This is a genomic window from Nocardia sp. NPDC059229 (genome assembly GCF_042754165.1).
In the GTDB taxonomy this organism is placed as follows: domain Bacteria; phylum Actinomycetota; class Actinomycetes; order Mycobacteriales; family Mycobacteriaceae; genus Nocardia.
The window spans coordinates 1-17,246 of sequence record NZ_JBHZAK010000037.1 but is presented as its reverse complement, the minus strand read 5'-3'; the positions used below and the strand labels follow the sequence as shown (position 1 = coordinate 17,246).

At 66.2% G+C, this 17,246-nt stretch carries 16 protein-coding genes; all 16 read left to right on the top strand.

Annotated elements, in window-relative coordinates:
* Positions 1–112: 112 nt before the first annotated feature.
* Entirely contained in the window at positions 113–547 is a 435-nt protein-coding gene (rplK, locus tag ACFXHE_RS41480; RefSeq protein ID WP_354850762.1) for a 50S ribosomal protein L11, read from the top strand.
* Between the two features lie 70 nt (positions 548–617).
* Positions 618–1,328 (top strand): 50S ribosomal protein L1, encoded by a 711-nt coding sequence (rplA, locus tag ACFXHE_RS41475; protein WP_040862030.1) that lies wholly within the window; start codon positions 618–620, stop codon positions 1,326–1,328.
* 417 nt (positions 1,329–1,745) lie between these two features.
* Positions 1,746–2,300 carry a 50S ribosomal protein L10 gene (gene rplJ, locus ACFXHE_RS41470; RefSeq protein WP_354850760.1) on the top strand — a complete coding sequence of 185 codons (555 nt, stop codon included), beginning with the start codon at positions 1,746–1,748 and terminating at the stop codon, positions 2,298–2,300.
* 64 nt (positions 2,301–2,364) lie between these two features.
* Positions 2,365–2,745, top strand: coding sequence for a 50S ribosomal protein L7/L12 (rplL, locus tag ACFXHE_RS41465; RefSeq protein ID WP_040862028.1), 381 nt, complete (start codon positions 2,365–2,367; stop codon positions 2,743–2,745).
* A gap of 272 nt (positions 2,746–3,017) precedes the next feature.
* Positions 3,018–4,079 carry an ABC transporter ATP-binding protein gene (locus ACFXHE_RS41460; protein WP_379390808.1) on the top strand — a complete coding sequence of 354 codons (1,062 nt, stop codon included), beginning with the start codon at positions 3,018–3,020 and terminating at the stop codon, positions 4,077–4,079.
* 10 nt (positions 4,080–4,089) lie between these two features.
* Positions 4,090–4,884 (top strand): ABC transporter permease, encoded by a 795-nt coding sequence (locus tag ACFXHE_RS41455; RefSeq protein WP_328290729.1) that lies wholly within the window; start codon positions 4,090–4,092, stop codon positions 4,882–4,884.
* 66 nt (positions 4,885–4,950) lie between these two features.
* On the top strand, positions 4,951–5,754 hold the full coding sequence (locus ACFXHE_RS41450) for an MlaE family ABC transporter permease (RefSeq protein ID WP_379390846.1): 804 nt from the start codon (positions 4,951–4,953) through the stop codon (positions 5,752–5,754).
* Positions 5,751–7,103 carry an MCE family protein gene (locus tag ACFXHE_RS41445; RefSeq protein ID WP_379390805.1) on the top strand — a complete coding sequence of 451 codons (1,353 nt, stop codon included), beginning with the start codon at positions 5,751–5,753 and terminating at the stop codon, positions 7,101–7,103. The genes ACFXHE_RS41450 and ACFXHE_RS41445 overlap by 4 nt, the downstream gene beginning before the upstream one ends.
* Positions 7,104–7,111: 8 nt before the next feature.
* Positions 7,112–8,188 carry an MlaD family protein gene (locus tag ACFXHE_RS41440; RefSeq protein ID WP_354850823.1) on the top strand — a complete coding sequence of 359 codons (1,077 nt, stop codon included), beginning with the start codon at positions 7,112–7,114 and terminating at the stop codon, positions 8,186–8,188.
* The gene (locus ACFXHE_RS41435) at positions 8,188–9,195 is read left to right on the top strand and encodes an MCE family protein (RefSeq protein WP_379390803.1); all 1,008 of its coding nucleotides are present in this window, start codon (positions 8,188–8,190) and stop codon (positions 9,193–9,195) included. Before ACFXHE_RS41440 ends, ACFXHE_RS41435 begins: the two co-directional genes overlap by 1 nt.
* A gap of 3 nt (positions 9,196–9,198) precedes the next feature.
* Positions 9,199–10,476 (top strand): MCE family protein, encoded by a 1,278-nt coding sequence (locus tag ACFXHE_RS41430; RefSeq protein WP_379390801.1) that lies wholly within the window; start codon positions 9,199–9,201, stop codon positions 10,474–10,476.
* Positions 10,473–11,714 carry an MCE family protein gene (locus ACFXHE_RS41425; protein ID WP_379390799.1) on the top strand — a complete coding sequence of 414 codons (1,242 nt, stop codon included), beginning with the start codon at positions 10,473–10,475 and terminating at the stop codon, positions 11,712–11,714. The genes ACFXHE_RS41430 and ACFXHE_RS41425 overlap by 4 nt, the downstream gene beginning before the upstream one ends.
* Positions 11,711–12,955, top strand: coding sequence for an MCE family protein (locus ACFXHE_RS41420; RefSeq protein WP_379390797.1), 1,245 nt, complete (start codon positions 11,711–11,713; stop codon positions 12,953–12,955). Before ACFXHE_RS41425 ends, ACFXHE_RS41420 begins: the two co-directional genes overlap by 4 nt.
* Positions 12,956–13,037: 82 nt before the next feature.
* Positions 13,038–13,895 (top strand): hypothetical protein, encoded by an 858-nt coding sequence (locus ACFXHE_RS41415; RefSeq protein WP_379390795.1) that lies wholly within the window; start codon positions 13,038–13,040, stop codon positions 13,893–13,895.
* A gap of 12 nt (positions 13,896–13,907) precedes the next feature.
* Entirely contained in the window at positions 13,908–14,660 is a 753-nt protein-coding gene (locus ACFXHE_RS41410; protein WP_379390793.1) for a hypothetical protein, read from the top strand.
* A 535-nt stretch (positions 14,661–15,195) separates the two neighbouring features.
* Positions 15,196–17,246: DNA-directed RNA polymerase subunit beta (locus tag ACFXHE_RS41405; protein ID WP_379390791.1), on the top strand; the 2,051-nt coding region annotated here is incomplete at its 3' end.

The window sequence follows — 17,246 nt, the reverse complement described above, 5'->3', positions numbered from 1 at the left end:
CTTTTTCGCGTTCGCATAGACTTGACGGGTTGTGCCTCGGGCGATGCTGTCCGGGGCATGGTCCGGAGAAGGCTTACGGGAATCCGTAAGGAACCTAACCCAAGGAAGAAAGATGCCCCCGAAGAAGAAGAAGGTCGCTGGGCTCATCAAGCTCCAGATCCAGGCCGGTGCCGCCAACCCGGCTCCGCCGGTCGGTCCGGCGCTGGGTCAGCACGGCGTCAACATCATGGAGTTCTGCAAGGCGTACAACGCGGCGACCGAGTCGCAGCGTGGCAACGTCATCCCGGTCGAGATCACGGTCTACGAAGACCGCTCGTTCGACTTCAAGCTGAAGACGCCGCCCGCCGCGCGTCTGCTGCTGAAGGCCGCCGGGATCCAGAAGGGCTCCGCCGAGCCGCACCGCAACAAGGTCGCGCAGATCACCATGGACCAGGTCCGTGAGATCGCCAAGACCAAGCAGGAAGACCTGAACGCCAACGACATCGACGCCGCGGCGAAGATCATCGCTGGTACCGCCCGCTCGATGGGTATCACCATCGCGGAGTAGGGCTTTCGAGCTCTTGTGGAAGGGACCGCCTGTCCCGCACCACTTCTGACTTAGACAAGGACAGAGAATCATGGCAAAACGAAGCAAGGCTTATCTCGAGGCGGCCGCCAAGGTCGACCGCGCCGCGCTCTACGCTCCGCTGGCCGCCGCGCGCCTGGCGAAGGAGACCGCGACCACCAAGACCGACGCGACCGTCGAGGTCGCCGTCCGTCTGGGCGTCGACCCCCGCAAGGCCGACCAGATGGTCCGTGGCACCGTCAACCTGCCGCACGGCACCGGTAAGACCGCCCGCGTCATCGTGTTCGCGGTCGGCGACAAGGCCGCCGAGGCCGAGGCCGCCGGTGCGGACGCCGTGGGCGCCGAGGACCTGATCGAGCGCATCCAGGGCGGCTGGCTGGACTTCGACGCCGCGATCGCCACCCCGGACCAGATGGCCAAGGTCGGTCGTATCGCTCGCGTGCTGGGCCCGCGTGGCCTGATGCCGAACCCGAAGACCGGCACCGTCACCCCCGATGTGACCAAGGCCGTCAACGACATCAAGGGCGGCAAGATCAACTTCCGCGTCGACAAGCAGGCCAACCTGCACTTCGTGATCGGCAAGGCTTCCTTCGACGAGAAGAAGCTGGCCGAGAACTACGGCGCCGCGCTCGACGAGATCCTGCGTGTCAAGCCCTCCACTGCGAAGGGCCGCTACGTCAAGAAGGTGACGTTCTCGACCAACACCGGACCGGGCATCCCGGTGGATCCGAACCGCACCCGTAACTTCGCCGAGGAAGACTGATTCCTCGACGCGGTAACGCGTAGCAACGCATGAAGCCCGAAGGGCCGGTACGAATCTCGTACCGGCCCTTCGCTTTTGCGAAGAAGAACAACAGCGGGCGGGCGGGGGTGTCACCCCCGTTTTGGCGTATCGATGCTGGTCCGCTATATTGGACGACGGTCACCGGCCCGTTCGGTGATCACCCCAAATCGTTCTACCGAAGACCGTTGGTTGCTGCCGTCAGGCGGCTGAAGGTCCGGCGATATTGCCGGCGGCCCACGCAGGGAGAGCCGAGGTCGGGAAACCCGCGAGAAATCGCGACTGTTTCTTGTACGCCCCGGGACCACCTTGCGTCCGGGGCGTTTGCTTTGTCGCTGGCCCCTGTGGCGGAACTCGGTAGTTCATACGAGATCCGACCATCCAGAGAGGAGGCGAAGTATGGCAAAGGCTGAGAAGGTCACCGCGGTTGCGGAGATCACCGAGCAGTTCAAGTCGTCCACCGCGACTGTCGTCACGGAATACCGTGGCCTGTCCGTCGGCAAGATCACTGAGCTGCGTCGTGCCCTCGGCGCGAACGCTACCTACTCCGTCGCCAAGAACACCCTGGTCAAGCGCGCTGCCGCCGAGGCGGGCGTGGAAGGCCTGGATGACTTGTTCGTCGGTCCGACCGCCATCACCTTCATTACGGGTGAGCCGGTCGACGCCGCGAAGGCGCTGAAGGCGTTCGCCAAGGACAACAAGGCGCTCATCATCAAGGGCGGCTACATGGACGGCGCCGCGCTGTCCGTGTCCGAGGTCGAGCGCATTGCCGACCTGGAGTCGCGCGAGGTGCTGCTGGCCAAGCTGGCCGGCGCGATGAAGGGCAACCTGTCGAAGGCTGCCGGGCTGTTCGCCGCCCCGGCCTCGCAGATCGCCCGCCTGGCCGCGGCCCTGGAGGAGAAGAAGCGCGCCGAGGGTGGCGCCGCCGAAGCTCCGGCCGCAGACGCCGAATAAGTCACTACCCCAAACCTCTTCGTCGCCGTTCGCGCGGTGACGGAACTACCGAAAGGAAATATCAATGGCCAACGTTGATGAGCTGCTCGAGACCTTCGCCGGCATGACCCTGCTGGAGCTGTCCGAGTTCGTGAAGGCGTTCGAGGACAAGTTCGAGGTCACCGCTGCCGCTCCGGTCGCCGTCGCCGTCGCCGGTGGCGCCGCTGCTCCGGCCGAGGCCGCCGAGGAGCAGGACGAGTTCGACGTCATCCTCGAGGGTGCCGGCGACAAGAAGATCCAGGTCATCAAGGTCGTGCGCGAGATCGTCTCCGGCCTGGGCCTGAAGGAAGCCAAGGACCTGGTCGAGGGTGCCCCGAAGCCGATCCTGGAGAAGGTCGCCAAGGATGCCGCCGAGGCCGCCAAGGCGAAGCTGGAAGAGGCCGGCGCCAAGGTTTCCGTCAAGTAAGACGGACCTGTGGCGGGGCACAGCCCCGTGCCGCGTTGATTGTGAAAAGGGTGGTTCCCATTGGGGGACCGCCCTTTTCGCGTATTGTGCCGTCGTGATTGGCGCGTAATCGATAATTCGATACGAATGTTGCTACCGACCAGTCAGGTCCCGGTGTCCGAGACGGTGCATATGCGATACAGTGACCGGACCTACTGTGATGCGCCACACCGCGCGAATTTTGTGGCCCGTAGTCACACGTAGTGCGCTCGTCGGAGAAAGTGGAGGTTGGCGTGGGCGTCGAGGTCAGAACCGAAGGCATCACGAAGTCGTTCGGTTCGCAGCGTATTTGGCAGGACGTCACGCTGACGCTGCCGCCGGGGGAAGTCAGCGCATTGCTCGGCCCGTCCGGTACCGGTAAGTCGGTCTTCCTGAAGTCGTTGATCGGTCTGCTGCGCCCGGAGAAGGGCTCGATCTACATCGACGGCACCGACATCACTACCTGCTCGAACAAGGATCTCTACGAGATCCGCAAGCTGTTCGGTGTCCTGTTCCAGGACGGCGCGCTGTTCGGATCGATGAACCTGTTCGACAACACGGCCTTCCCGTTGCGCGAGCACACCAAGAAGAGCGAATCCGAGATCAAGAAGATCGTCATGGAGAAGCTCGAGCTGACCGGTCTGCTCGGCGCCGAGGGCAAGCTGCCCGGTGAGATCTCCGGTGGTATGCGCAAGCGTGCCGGCCTGGCCCGCGCGCTGGTGCTGGACCCGCAGATCATCCTGGTCGACGAGCCGGACTCCGGTCTGGATCCGGTTCGCACCACCTATCTTTCGCAGCTGTTGATCGATATCAACGCGCAGATCGACGCGACGATCCTGATCGTCACGCACAACATCAACCTGGCCCGTACGGTGCCGGACAACATCGGCATGCTGTTCCGCCGCAACCTGGTCATGTTCGGCCCGCGTGAGGTGCTGCTCACCTCGGAGGAGCCGGTGGTCAAGCAGTTCCTCAACGGCCGCATGCAGGGCCCGATCGGTATGTCCGAGGAGAAGGACGAAGCCCAGATGGCCCGCGAGCAGGCCATGTTCGACTCGGGTCACCACGCCGGTGGCGCGGAGGAGATCGAGGGCATCATCCCGCAGATGCGGGCGCAGCCGGGCATGCCCGTGCGTGGGGCGGTGGGCCGCCGTCGCGAGCGGGTCCGTCAGATCATGCATACGCTGCCGCCGGCCGCCCAGGAAGCCATTCGCGAGTCGATGGCGCAGAACGGCGATGAGGCCGACACGCAGGTGATGCCCGCGTATCAGGGTGGCTACGACGCCACGGTTCGACAGAACCTGACTAACGGGTAACATACGCGGCGTGAATCCCACCCTGACACGACTGCGCACCCCGGTCGAGTCGGGACTTGCCCAGGCCGGCAACATATTCGCACTCTTCCTGGACGTGCTCCGGAAGACGTTCCGCCGGCCCTTCCAGTGGCGGGAGTTCATCGAACAGTCGTGGTTCATCGCGAGTGTCTCGATCCTCCCTGCCGCTCTGGTGGCAATCCCGTTCGGCGCCGTGGTGGCCCTGCAGACCGGCTCGCTCATCAAGCAGCTGGGGGCGGAGAACTTCACCGGCGCGACCAGTGTGTTGGCCACCGTGCAGCAGGCTGCTCCGGTCGTCACCGCGCTGATCATCGCCGGCGCCGCCGGCTCGGCCGTGGCCGCCGATCTCGGCTCGCGCACCATTCGCGAGGAGATCGACGCCATGGAGGTGCTCGGCATCGATCCCATCCAGCGCCTCGTGGTTCCGCGCGTGCTGGGCATGATGCTGGTGGCCTTCCTGCTCAACGGCCTGGTCTCGGTCGTCGGCATCTGCGGCGGCTATTTCTTCAACGTCGGGCTGCAGGGCGGCACCCCGGGCGCGTACCTCGCGTCCTTCTCCGCCCTCGCGCAGATCCCCGACCTGGTCATCGGCGAGATCAAGGCCCTGATCTTCGGCGTGGTGGCGGGCGTGATCGCCGCCTACAAGGGCCTGCATCCGAAGGGGGGACCGAAAGGAGTGGGTGACGCGGTGAACCAATCCGTGGTGATCACGTTCCTCGTTCTGTTCTTCCTGAATCTGATCCTCACCCTGATCTACCTTCAGGTCGTCCCCGCAAAGGGCGCGTGATCCATGGTTGTTTCGCAGCGCACCACCGTCTTCTCCCGGTCGGCGCGCCGGGTCAGACCCGTGCTCATGGCGCCGGTCGACCTGGTCGACAAGGCCGGCGATCAGATGTCGTTCTACTCCCGGGCGATCGGCGCGATCCCGAAGACGATCGTGCATTTCCGCAAGGAGGTCATGCGGCTGCTGGCCGAGGTGACCTTCGGATCAGGCGCCCTCGCGGTCATCGGCGGCACCATCGGCGTCATCGTGTTCATGTCGGCCTCGGTCGGTGTGGTCGTCGGCCTGCAGGGCTTCAAGGCCCTCGACGCCCTGGGCTCCGGTGTCCTCACCGGCTTCCTGACCGGGTACATCAATACCCGCGAGCTCGCGCCACTGGTCGCGGCACTGGCACTGTCGGCGACGGTCGGCTGTGGTTTCACCGCGCAGCTGGGCGCCATGCGGATCTCCGAGGAGATCGACGCGCTCGAGGTGATGGCGGTGCCGTCGGTGCCCTTCCTGGTGACCACGCGCGCCATCGCCGGCTTCCTCGCCGTGATTCCGCTGTACGTGGTCGGCCTGCTGGGCACCTACCTGGCCTCGCGGATGATCAGCATCTACTTCAACGGGCAGTCCAGTGGTTCCTATGACCACTACTTCAGTCTGTTCCTGCCACCGGAGGACGTGCTCTATTCCTTCGTGAAGGTGCTCATCTTCGCGTTCGTGATCATCCTGGTGCACTGCTACTACGGTTACAACGCCAGCGGCGGTCCCGCGGGCGTGGGTGTGGCCGTGGGCCGCGCGGTGCGCGCCGCCATCGTGCTGATCAACGTGCTCGATTTCTTCCTGTCCCTGGCGATCTGGGGCACGACCACGACGGTGCGGGTGGCCGGATGAGCGACCCGCAGCGCGTGCAGTTCTGGCGTTCCACCGAGAAACTGCGCAGCCGTACCCTCGGCGTGCTGTTCTTCGTGCTGGTGGCGCTGTTCCTGTGGACCACCATCGCCATCTACAACAAGCAGTTCGTGGACACCGTCCGGGTCAACCTGATCACCGACACCGTCGGAAACGCGCTGACCCGCAACGCGGATGTGAAGGTCCGCGGTGTCACCGTCGGCGAGCTGCGGTCGAGTTCCTACGACGGCAAGAACGTCACGCTGGATCTGGCCATCGACCCGGGCAAGGCCGACAAGATTCCGTCCAATGTGACCGCCCGCCTGCTGCCCAAGACGCTGTTCGGTGAGCGCTACATCGATCTGGTGTGGCCGGAGAGCCCGCAGGGCCATCTCACCGCGGGCGTGACCCTGCACCAGGACACCAGCGGCAACGCCGTCGAGGTGAGCCAGCTGCTGGACCACATCCTGCCGCTGCTGCAGGCGATTCCGCCGCAGTACCTGTCCTCCACGCTGGGCGCGCTGTCCAATGCGCTGCAGGGACAGGGCGAGGAGCTGGGCAAGACCATCGACCGGCTCGACGACATCGTCACCCAGGTCAACGGTGAAATGCCGACGCTGCAACAGGATCTGAAGAGCCTGGCCGACGTGGCGACCACCTACGCCGATGCCGCGCCCGAGCTGGTGTCCGCGCTGGACAACCTGCGCACCACCAATGCCACCATCGTGCAGAAGCGTTCGCAGGTCGACACCCTGCTGGCGACGCTGACCCCGAGCGCCTCGACCACCGCCGACTTCCTGGTGGCCAACCGCGACAACATCATCGACGTGGCGGCGGACTCGCGGCCCGCGCTGGAGGCGCTGGCCAAGTATTCGCCCAGCTACAGCTGCGCGCTGGCCGGTTTCGCGGAGCTGAAGCCGCGCATCGACCAGATCTTCGGCAAGGGCACCAACCTGCCGGGCTCGCGGGTGACCATCCAGATCGTGAATCCGCGCGGCCGCTATGTGCCCAACCAGGACGAGCCGCGCTGGTTCGACCCGCGTGGGCCGCTGTGCATTCCGATGTACCCGCCGTTCACCGACCCGGGCCAGTACACCGACGGTTCCGCCAATGACGGTTCCTACCAGCCGCCGAGCCGTAATCCGGGTGACCAGAACATCGGCCGCATGCCGGAGCCGCAGTACAAGGTGTACGGCCCGCAGGCGCCGACCACCGCCTACTCGCCGCAGGAGGCCCAGGCCCTTGGTGCGATCTACGGTGCGGCACACGGAGTTTCGCCCGAACAGGTGCCCACCTGGGTGACCAAGATCGCCGCCCCGGCCTTCCGCGGCAGTGAGGTGAGCGTCAAGTGAAGGATCTGTTGCGCGGCCTCGGGCCGACGCTGACCAAACTGATCGCCTTCATTCTCGTCACGGTCTTCTTGACGGGTGTGCTGGCGCTGACCATCGCCAACTACGGTGGCGGCGGTACCAAGTTCAATGCCCGGTTCACCGATGTGACCTCCCTGAACAAGGGCGACGAGGTGCGCGTGGCCGGTGTCCGGGTGGGCAAGGTGACCAATGTGTCCATCGTGGACAAGCGCCTGGCCAATGTGGAATTCGAACTGACCGACCGGGATTGGCTGCCCGCCTCCACCACCGCGACCATCAAGTACCGGAACCTGGTGGGCCAGCGCTACATCGCGCTGGAGCAGGGCACCGGGCAGCAGGGCCGCAAGATGAACAAGGGCTCGACCATCCCGCTGGAGCGCACCAAGCCGGCGGTCAACCTGACCGAGCTGTTCAACGGCTTCCGGCCGCTGTTCCAGACGCTCACCCCCGAGGACGTCAACAAGTTGTCGTCCGAGATCATCCAGGTCTTCCAGGGCGAATCCGGCACCATCGCGGACCTGGTGGCCAACACCGCCTCGCTCACCAACAAGGTGGCCGACAAGGACGCGGTGATCGGTGAGCTGATCAAGAACCTGAATGCCGTGCTGGACAGCATCAATTCGCGCGGCGACCAGCTCGACCAGCTGATCGTCAATACCGAGGCACTGGTCACCGGGCTGAACGCCGATCGCGGCACCATCGGCTCGGCGGTCACCTCGCTCGGCAACCTGGCCTCGGCCACCGCCGACCTGCTGGTCCCGGTGCGGCCGAACCTGCAGGGCGCCATCGCCGGTCTGAACCAGCTCACCGGCACTCTCAACGACCGCAAGGACGAGGTCGACGAGGGCCTGACCAACCTGCCCATCAAGATGGAGAAGCTCGGTCGCGCGGCGTCCTACGGCTCCTGGTTCCAGTTCTATCTGTGCGGCATCGACATCGTCGCCGGACCGGGCACCAAGGACGCGCCGCAGCTGAACTTCCCGCCCGCACTGCAGAACATGCCGACTGTGAACCAGCCGATCTACACGAATCCGGCCCCGCGCTGCCATGGGAAGGGAGGCCGCTGATGGACGACCGCGCTGTATTGGGCAAGCGCAGTCCGGCGTTCATGGGTGGGCTGGGACTGATCCTGGTGCTGCTGGTGACCCTGTCCGCGTTCAACCTCGACAAACTGCCGATCATCGGCGCCGGCATCAAGTACACCGCCGAGTTCTCCGAGGCCGCGGGCCTGAAGAAGGGCAACGAGGTGCGCATCGCCGGCGTCAAGGTCGGCGCGGTATCCGATGTCCGCCTCGACGGCGACAAGGTGCTGGTGGACTTCCGCACCCAGGACGCCTGGGTCGGGGACGAGTCCACCGCCTCGATCCAGATCAAGACCCTGCTCGGGCAGAAGTACCTGGCGCTGGATCCCAAGGGCACCAAGGTCCTGAACCCCTCGGATCGGATCCCGCTCTCGCGCACCGTGTCTCCCTACGACGTGGTGGACGCGTTCAGCGACGCCGCCAAGAACATCGAGCAGACCGACACCGCGCAGCTGGCGAAGAGCTTCACCGTGCTGTCGGACGCCTTCTCGGCCACCCCGCCGGAACTGCGCAGCTCCATCGACGGCGTCGCCCGGCTCTCGGAGACCCTGGCCAAGCGTGACGATCAGCTCAAGAAGCTGTTCGCGGCCACCAAGACCACCACCAAGGTGCTGGCCGACCGCAACCAGGAGTTCGAGCGGCTCATCTCCAACGGCGGCGAGCTGCTGGCCGAGCTGAACGTGCGCCAGCAGGCCATCCATCAGCTGCTCACCGGCGCGAAAACCGTTGCGGCGGAACTGACCGCGCTGGTCAAGGACAACGAGGCCCAGATCGGCCCGGCGCTGACCAACCTCAACAAGACCATCGACCTGCTCAACGACCACCAGGCCGACCTGTCCAAGACCCTCACGCTGGCCGCGCCCTTCTACGGGCTCTACTCCAACGTGCTGGGCAACGGCCGCTGGTTCGACGCGGTCATCACGAACCTGATTCCGCCCGCGCTGCCGGACATCCCGGGTGACCGTCAGCCGATCCGAAAGATGGGAGGTTAACTCGTGGCGAGCAACCCGCTGACCGCCTTGCGTGGCACCAGCACCAAGAGCAAGATCATCGCCGGAGTGACCGTCCTGGCGGTGGTGCTCGCGGGCGTCGCGTGGTGGAGCTTCGACCGGCTCAACACCACCACCATCACCGCGTACTTCGACAAGTCCATCGGCATCTACAAGGGTTCCGACGTGCGCGTCCTGGGCGTGCCGGTGGGCCGGGTGGATTCGGTGGACCCGCAGGGCGACGTGGTCAAGGTCGTCATGAAGGTCGACCGCAGCTACGACATCCCCGCCGACGCCAAGGCCGCCCAGATCACCCCCTCGGTGGTGTCGGACCGGTACATCCAGCTCGCGCCCGCCTACAAGGGCGGACCGAAGATGGCCCGCAACGCCACCATTCCGAAGGATCGCACCGCGACCCCGGTCGAGGTGGACCGGCTCTACAACAGCATCACCGAACTGTCGAAGGCACTCGGCCCGGAGGGCGCCAACAAGCCCGACGGCGCCACCGGTGAAGGCGCGCTGAACCAGCTGGTGCGCACCGGCGCGGCGAACCTCGCCGGCAACGGCGACGCGCTGGGCAACAGCTTCACCCAGCTGTCCAAGGCCGCGCACGCGCTCTCCGATTCGCGCACCGACATTTTCGACACGGTCAAGAACCTGCAGACCTTCGTGCAGACCCTGGCAGACAACGACGCGCAGGTGCGGACCTTCAACACCCAGCTGGCCTCGCTGGCCGGGTTCCTGTCCGACGAGCGCCAGACCCTCGGCCAGGCGCTGAACCTGCTGTCGGTCGCGCTCGGCGATGTGGCCCGGTTCATCGACAACAACCGGGACCTGGTGCAGTCCAACGCCGATGCGCTGACCAAGCTCACCCAGACCCTCGCCGACCAGCGCGACGATCTGGCCAAGGCGCTGCCGCTCATCCCGACCGCGCTGAGCAACCTGATCAACGTGCACAACGGTGAATCCGGCACGCTCGACATGCGGCCCAACTTCACCGACCTGCAGGACCCGTTCGGCGCCATCTGCAAGATGCTGGACCTGGGCAAGCTGCGTCCCGGCGACCCCAAGTTCGATGCCATCTCGCGTCAGCTGCAGCCGATCCTGAACAACTGCAAGGTGATCACCGATCAGCTCACCGCGGGCGTGAAGACACCCTCGCTGGTGTTGCCCTTCGGCATCCTCAGCGGCGAGAACGAGCAGCACAACACGGTCCCTGGCACCGTCCCCGGCACTCCGTCCGACCAGCTGCCGCCGTCGCAGCAGGAAGGTGGGCAGCGATGAGCGCCAACCGGATTCGCGGCGGCCGGGTCCGGCGCACCGCCCTCCTGGCCACCTCGCTGGGCGCGGTGACGCTGATGGCGGCCGGCTGCGGCGCGGACAGCATTCCGCTGCCCGGCGGCCCGAGCATCGGCAAGCACCCGCTGCACCTCGACATCCGCTTCTCCGACGTGCTGGACCTGGTCCCGCAGTCGTCGGTGAAGGTGGACGGTGTCGCGGTGGGCCGGGTCGACAAGATCCGCATCGCCCCCGACAACGCCTGGGAAGCCAGCGTGCAGGTGCTCGTCGACGACAGTGTGAACCTGCCCGCCAATGCCCACGCCGAGGTCAAGCAGACCAACCTGCTGGGTGAGAAGTACATCGAACTGTCCGCTCCCGCAAAGGATGCCGATTCCGCGCGGCTGAAGGACGGCGCCAAGATCCCGGTCGAGAACACCCGCACCGCCACCGAGGTGGAGCAGGTGCTGGGCGCGCTGTCGCTGCTGCTCAATGGCGGCGGCGTGGCGCAGCTGCAGCCGATCGTGGTGGAGCTCAACAAGACTCTGGGCGGCCGCGAGGGCAAGGTCCGGGACCTGCTGAGCCAGGCCAACACCCTGATCAAGGGCCTCGACGACCAGGTCGACAACATCACCCGCGCGCTGGACAGCCTCGACACGCTGACCAGCCGGGTGGGGCAGCAGACCACCCAGATCTCCAAGATCCTCGACGAGCTGCCGGGCGGCATCAAGATCCTCAACGAGCAACGGCCGCAGCTGATTCAGCTGCTGGGCCAGCTGGATCGAGTGGGGCAGGCCGGATTCGACGTGCTGAACAAGTCCAAGGACAACCTGATCACCGACCTGTCCTCGCTGCGGCCCACGCTGCAGGCGCTGGGCTCGTCGGCGGGTGACCTGGTGACCGCGTTCCCGCTCATCCCGACCTACCCGTTCCCGGACGAGGCCATCAAGTCCGCGTTCGGCGGCCAGGTCAACACCTGGCTCTCGGTGGACCTGCAGATCGGCACCCTGCTGTCGAATCTCGGTGTGGGCAAACAGGATCCGCAATACCTGCCGCCCGCGGGCCGCCAGGTCAACGTGGATCCGACCAACCCGTACTACAACGGCAACGGGCCGCGCGGCGGCTGGCCGACCGTCTCGCTGCTGCCGCTGCCGCCCACCGTGGCGCGGCCGATCGGGCAGCCGGGACCGACCGATCCGCTGGGATCGATTCTCGAGCAGCTGGGAGTGGGTGGTCCGCGATGACTCGTCTGGTGCGTAATCAGCTGATCGCCTTCGCGGTCATCGCGGTGCTCGGCGTCGTGTTCGTCGGTGCCAAGTACGTGCGGCTGGACAATATGCTCGGCTTCGGGCTGTACAAGGTGAAGGTGGAGGCCGCCGAAACCGGCAACCTGTCCAAGGGCGCGGAGGTCACCTACCGTGGCGTTCCCGTCGGTCGCGTCGGCGACCTCGACGTTACCCCCGACGGCGTGCTCATCACCCTGGAGATGAATTCCGGCAAGCCCAAGGTCCCCGCCAATGCCAAGGCGGTGGTGGCCGATCGCTCCGCCATCGGTGAGCAGTACGTGGACCTGCAGCCCACCAGCGACGGCGGGCCGTACCTGAAGGACGGCTCGGTCATCGTCGGCGCGCAGCTGCCCGTCCACGTCGAGGAGCTGCTCACCAGCGTGGACCACTTCGCCGGCACCACCGACCTGAAGGCGCTGTCCACCACCATCACCGAGCTGGGCAAGGCGTTCGACGGCAAGGGCGACGACCTCAAGATCCTGATCGACTCGCTCAACAAGTTCAGCGCCACCGCCAGCGGTGACAACCTGCAGCAGACCCTGGCGCTGATCCGCTCGGCTCGCACCGTGCTGGGCACCCAGGCCGAACAGTCCCCGGCGATCCTGCAGTTCAGCGACGGCCTCGACAAGCTCACCGCGCAGCTGAAGTCCAACGACCCGGATATCCGCCGCCTCATCGGCACCGGCACCGACGCGGGCTCCGCGATCCAGCGCCTGCTGCAGGAGAGCGGCCCGGCCCTGACCAAGGACCTCACCAACCTGCGCACCCTGCTGCTGGCCATCTCGCCGAAGTTCTACGCCCTCGGCCCGGTGCTGCAGATGCTGCCGCTGCTGCCGCTGGGTGGCTCGTCCACCGCACCCGGTGACGGCACCACCCACTTCGGCCTGGTGCTGGAGACCAACAACCCGCCCGCCTGCACGGTGGGATACGAAGGCACACAACGGATTCTGGACCAGATGAAGGCCCAGAACCCCAACTTCGACGACACCCGCGACGACTTCCCGCTCAATACCCAGGCCGGGTGTGCGGTGCCGCAGGGCAGCGAGACCGACGTCCGCGGCGCCAGTCGCGCGGAGCTGGCCGACCCCAGCGTCGAGCAGCCCTGGGACGACAAGCCGAAGTACGACCCGGACAAGCTCAACCTGAACCCGGTGGCCACCCAGCTGGCCACGCTCATGGGCGTCACGCCCAAGCACTGACCGAGCTGCCCGGCACGCTCCGGGCAGCGAGATGGCACACAGTCCCAGCCAGGGCGCGAAGAGAGGAAAGTATGGTGGCGGCGTGAGTCAGCACAAGGACAGCGAATCGGGGGCGAACCTCGAGAAGCCGGCAACCCCGCCGGTTCCCGAAACAACCCCGGACGCGTCCTTGGCGGACGTCGCGCCGGAGCCGGCCGCATCCGAGACGGAGTCGGCCGAGTCGACCGCCGTGCCGGAGTCGGCCGAATCCGCCGCCGAGCCGGCCACCGTGCCGGACGAGCCCGCTGAGCCGGCCGCGGTTCCGGACGAGCCCGCTGAGCAGGTCGCCGAGCTGCCGCCGACGCCCGGCACAGCCGGCTCGGACCCGCGGAAGCTCATCACCGTCGGCGCGGCCGCGCTGCTGGTGGTGTCGGTGATCGCCGCCGCCGTGGTCGGATTCATCTGCTTCGGTGACGCCAAGGACAGCTCCCGGGCCGATGCCCGCGACGCTGTCCTGACCGACGCCCGCCAGGCCGCCGTCAACCTCATGTCCATCAACCCGGACGACATCGACGGGTCGCTGGCGAACATCCGGTCATCCATGACCGGCGAGCTGCTCAAGCAGCAGGAGGACGGGCAGGATCAGCTCAAGCAGACCGCCCAGGACTCCAAGACCCGCATCCAGGCCGCCGTCGAGGGCATCACGGTCACCGCGCTCAACAGTGAGCTCGACCACGCCTCCGCCTTCGCGGTCCTGAAGATCACCCGCAGCTGGCCCGGTGGCCAGCCCGCGTCCTTCCGCCAGCTGTGGACCCTCCACCTGGTCAAGGTCGGCAGCACCTGGAAGGCCGAGAAGGCGCAGAACCTCGGCGAGCCGGTGCCCCTGGGCTCGGCCGCGCCGCAGCAGGACGCGCCCCAGCAGCCGACTTCGACCCAGCCCACCCCCAAGCCGGGCAACTAGGAGGGAGTGACCATGGCCAACCGGAAACGACCCGTCAACCGCGTCACCCCGCGCCGCCCGGCCGCCCAGCGCGGCACCGCGTCGCGCACCACCGCCGCCGACGTCCAGGCCGGGAGCACCGAGCGGAAGACCACGAGCGCCTGGTCCACCTCCGAGCGTTCGGATCGGACCGCGTCGCGCACCACCCCGCCGCGCGGTCCGGGTCTGTCCAAAGACAGTGCCCCGCAACAGTATTCCAAGCCGACCGGCCAGGGCGGATTTTGGCGTAACTGGGGTGTCGCCACGGTGTGCGCAGCGCTCTCCGCGCTGCTGCTCGCCTTCGCGATCACCGGTGCCGTGCAGCACTGGGTGAGCAAGCCCGATTCGGACTCGGGCAATCTGGCCTACGTCGACAACAAGGCCACCGACGAGGTGAAGGCCGCGGGCGACCACGCGCTGACCACGCTCTACGGCTACAAGGCCGCCGAGATCGACAAGTGGAAGGCCTCGGTCAACTCGGTGCTCACCGACAAGATGCAGACGGACTTCGCCAAGTACGTCGACACCACGGTCGAGACCATCAAGCAGACCCAGACCGACACCGACGTCAAAACCGATCCGATCGGCGTGACCCTTCTCACCGGCGACCGTGCCGAGCTCCTGGTCAATCTGAACATCTCCGCGGTCAAGGACGGCAAGCCCGAACCCCTCGCCTCGGGTCCGATCGTGCTGCGCATGCAGAAGGTCGGCGGTCACTGGCTGGCCGCCGAGATCACCGACAAGTAATCGCCTCCCCACCGCCGCATGCCGGTGTCTTTCCGGCATCGCACGACGTCGGAAGGTGATCTTGTAGGGGGACAGGCGATCTCGCGATTTGTCAACTCGGGCCGCCACTTGACGAGTTTCGTCCGACCCGTCACGCTATTCACAACAGCGGCGGCTGTCACAGGGGACAGAACGCCGGCGAGGGCCTTGCGAACGCAGCCAGCGGACTTGCGGCCCGGCCGGAAAACCGTGTGGAGACCGTCACTCGGCTGTGGTGATATCGGCGTTCTGATCGCCGGGATATCGACACGGACACACCGGGGCGAAGTTGCCGCCCACGGATCGCCACGGGTGGTACTTTGACACCCCCGTAGGTTTGGGTGTAGTTTTGGACGTTGCGCTGGCTGCCTCCTGTCCATACCTCGATCGCATCACGAAAGTTCCACCCTTCCGGTGTTACTTCCGCTGTTTGCTGTTCGGGTTTCGTTCGGGTCGTAACCAGCGGAATTCGTAGCAGACAAGCGACGGTCGCGGACCACCACGCGACGCGCGTGAGGTGCTGGAAGGACGCATCTTGGCAGTCTCCACCCAGACCAAGGCCGGTATCCCCGGAGCCCCGAAGCGGGTGTCTTTCGCGAAGATTCGTGAGCCCCTGGAGGTTCCCGGACTTCTCGATCTACAAACCGAATCGTTCGCCTGGCTGGTCGGTTCAGCAGACTGGCGTGAGCGTGCCACCGCGCGCGGCGACGTCACAAATCCCGTCGGGGGCCTCGAGGAGGTGCTCGAGGAGCTGTCTCCGATCGAGGACTTCTCCGGCTCCATGTCGCTGTCCTTCTCCGACCCGCGCTTCGAAGAGGTCAAGGCCTCCATCGAGGAGTGCAAGGACAAGGACATGACCTACGCGGCGCCGCTGTTCGTGACCGCGGAGTTCATCAACAACAACACCGGTGAGATCAAGTCTCAGACGGTCTTCATGGGTGACTTCCCGATGATGACCGACAAGGGCACGTTCATCATCAACGGCACCGAGCGCGTCGTCGTGTCGCAGCTGGTCCGTTCCCCGGGTGTGTACTTCGACGAGTCGATCGACAAGTCCACCGAGAAGACGCTGCACTCCGTGCGTGTCATCCCGTCGCGCGGCGCGTGGCTGGAGTTCGACGTGGACAAGCGCGACACCGTCGGCGTCCGCATCGACCGCAAGCGTCGTCAGCCGGTCACCGTGCTGCTCAAGGCGCTGGGTATGACGACCGAGGAGATCACCGAGCGCTTCGGCTTCTCCGAGATCATGATGTCCACCCTCGAGAAGGACTCCACCCCGGGTCAGGACGAGGCGCTGCTCGACATCTACCGCAAGCTGCGTCCGGGCGAGCCGCCGACCAAGGAGTCCGCGCAGACCCTGCTGGAGAACCTGTTCTTCAAGGAGAAGCGGTACGACCTGGCTCGCGTCGGTCGCTACAAGATCAACAAGAAGCTCGGCCTGAACCTGGACAAGCCGGTCACCGGTTCGACGCTGACCAAGGAAGACATCGTCGCGACGATCGAGTACCTGGTCCGCCTGCACCAGGGCGATCGCCTGATGACCGCCCCCGGCGGCTCCGAGGTCCCGGTCGACGTCGACGACATCGACCACTTCGGCAACCGTCGTCTGCGGACGGTTGGCGAGCTGATCCAGAACCAGATCCGCGTCGGTCTGTCCCGCATGGAGCGCGTCGTGCGTGAGCGCATGACCACCCAGGACGTCGAGGCGATCACCCCGCAGACCCTGATCAACATCCGCCCGGTCGTGGCGGCGATCAAGGAATTCTTCGGCACCTCGCAGCTGTCGCAGTTCATGGACCAGAACAACCCGCTGTCGGGTCTGACCCACAAGCGTCGTCTGTCGGCGCTGGGCCCGGGTGGTCTGTCCCGTGAGCGCGCCGGCCTGGAGGTCCGTGACGTCCACCCGTCGCACTACGGCCGCATGTGCCCGATCGAGACCCCGGAAGGCCCGAACATCGGCCTGATCGGCTCGCTGTCGGTGTACGCGCGGGTCAACCCGTTCGGTTTCATCGAGACCCCGTACCGCAAGGTCGTGAACGGCCGCGTCACCGATGAGGTCAAGTACCTGACCGCCGACGAGGAGGACCGCCACGTTCGTGCGCAGGCCAACTCTCCGGTCGACGCCGACGGCAACTTCCTCGAGGACAAGGTGCTCGCGCGCCGCGGCAACGAGGAGATGGAGTTCGTCGCGCCGACCGAGGTGACCTTCATGGACGTCTCGCCGCGCCAGATGGTGTCGGTCGCGACCGCCATGATCCCGTTCCTCGAGCACGACGACGCCAACCGTGCCCTCATGGGCGCGAACATGCAGCGTCAGGCCGTGCCGCTGATCCGTTCCGAGTCGCCGCTGGTCGGCACCGGCATGGAGCTGCGCGCCGCCGTCGACGCCGGCGACGTGGTCGTGAACCAGAAGGCCGGTGTGGTGGAGGAGGTTTCGGCCGACTTCATCACCGTGATGCACGACGACGGCACCCGCCGCAGCTACCGGCTGCGTAAGTTCGAGCGTTCGAACCAGGGCACCTGCGCCAACCAGCGTCCGATCGTGGACGAGGGTATGCGGGTGGAGGC

Bases quoted from the DNA above. Each gene is read 5' to 3' on its own strand.
- rplK (WP_354850762.1), top strand. From the start codon at position 113: ATGCCCCCGAAGAAGAAGAAGGTCGCTGGGCTCATCAAGCTCCAGATC.
- rplA (WP_040862030.1), top strand. From the start codon at position 618: ATGGCAAAACGAAGCAAGGCTTATCTCGAGGCGGCCGCCAAGGTCGAC.
- rplJ (WP_354850760.1), top strand. From the start codon at position 1,746: ATGGCAAAGGCTGAGAAGGTCACCGCGGTTGCGGAGATCACCGAGCAG.
- rplL (WP_040862028.1), top strand. From the start codon at position 2,365: ATGGCCAACGTTGATGAGCTGCTCGAGACCTTCGCCGGCATGACCCTG.
- ACFXHE_RS41450 (WP_379390846.1), top strand. From the start codon at position 4,951: ATGGCGCCGGTCGACCTGGTCGACAAGGCCGGCGATCAGATGTCGTTC.
- ACFXHE_RS41445 (WP_379390805.1), top strand. From the start codon at position 5,751: ATGAGCGACCCGCAGCGCGTGCAGTTCTGGCGTTCCACCGAGAAACTG.
- ACFXHE_RS41435 (WP_379390803.1), top strand. From the start codon at position 8,188: ATGGACGACCGCGCTGTATTGGGCAAGCGCAGTCCGGCGTTCATGGGT.
- ACFXHE_RS41425 (WP_379390799.1), top strand. From the start codon at position 10,473: ATGAGCGCCAACCGGATTCGCGGCGGCCGGGTCCGGCGCACCGCCCTC.
- ACFXHE_RS41420 (WP_379390797.1), top strand. From the start codon at position 11,711: ATGACTCGTCTGGTGCGTAATCAGCTGATCGCCTTCGCGGTCATCGCG.
- ACFXHE_RS41410 (WP_379390793.1), top strand. From the start codon at position 13,908: ATGGCCAACCGGAAACGACCCGTCAACCGCGTCACCCCGCGCCGCCCG.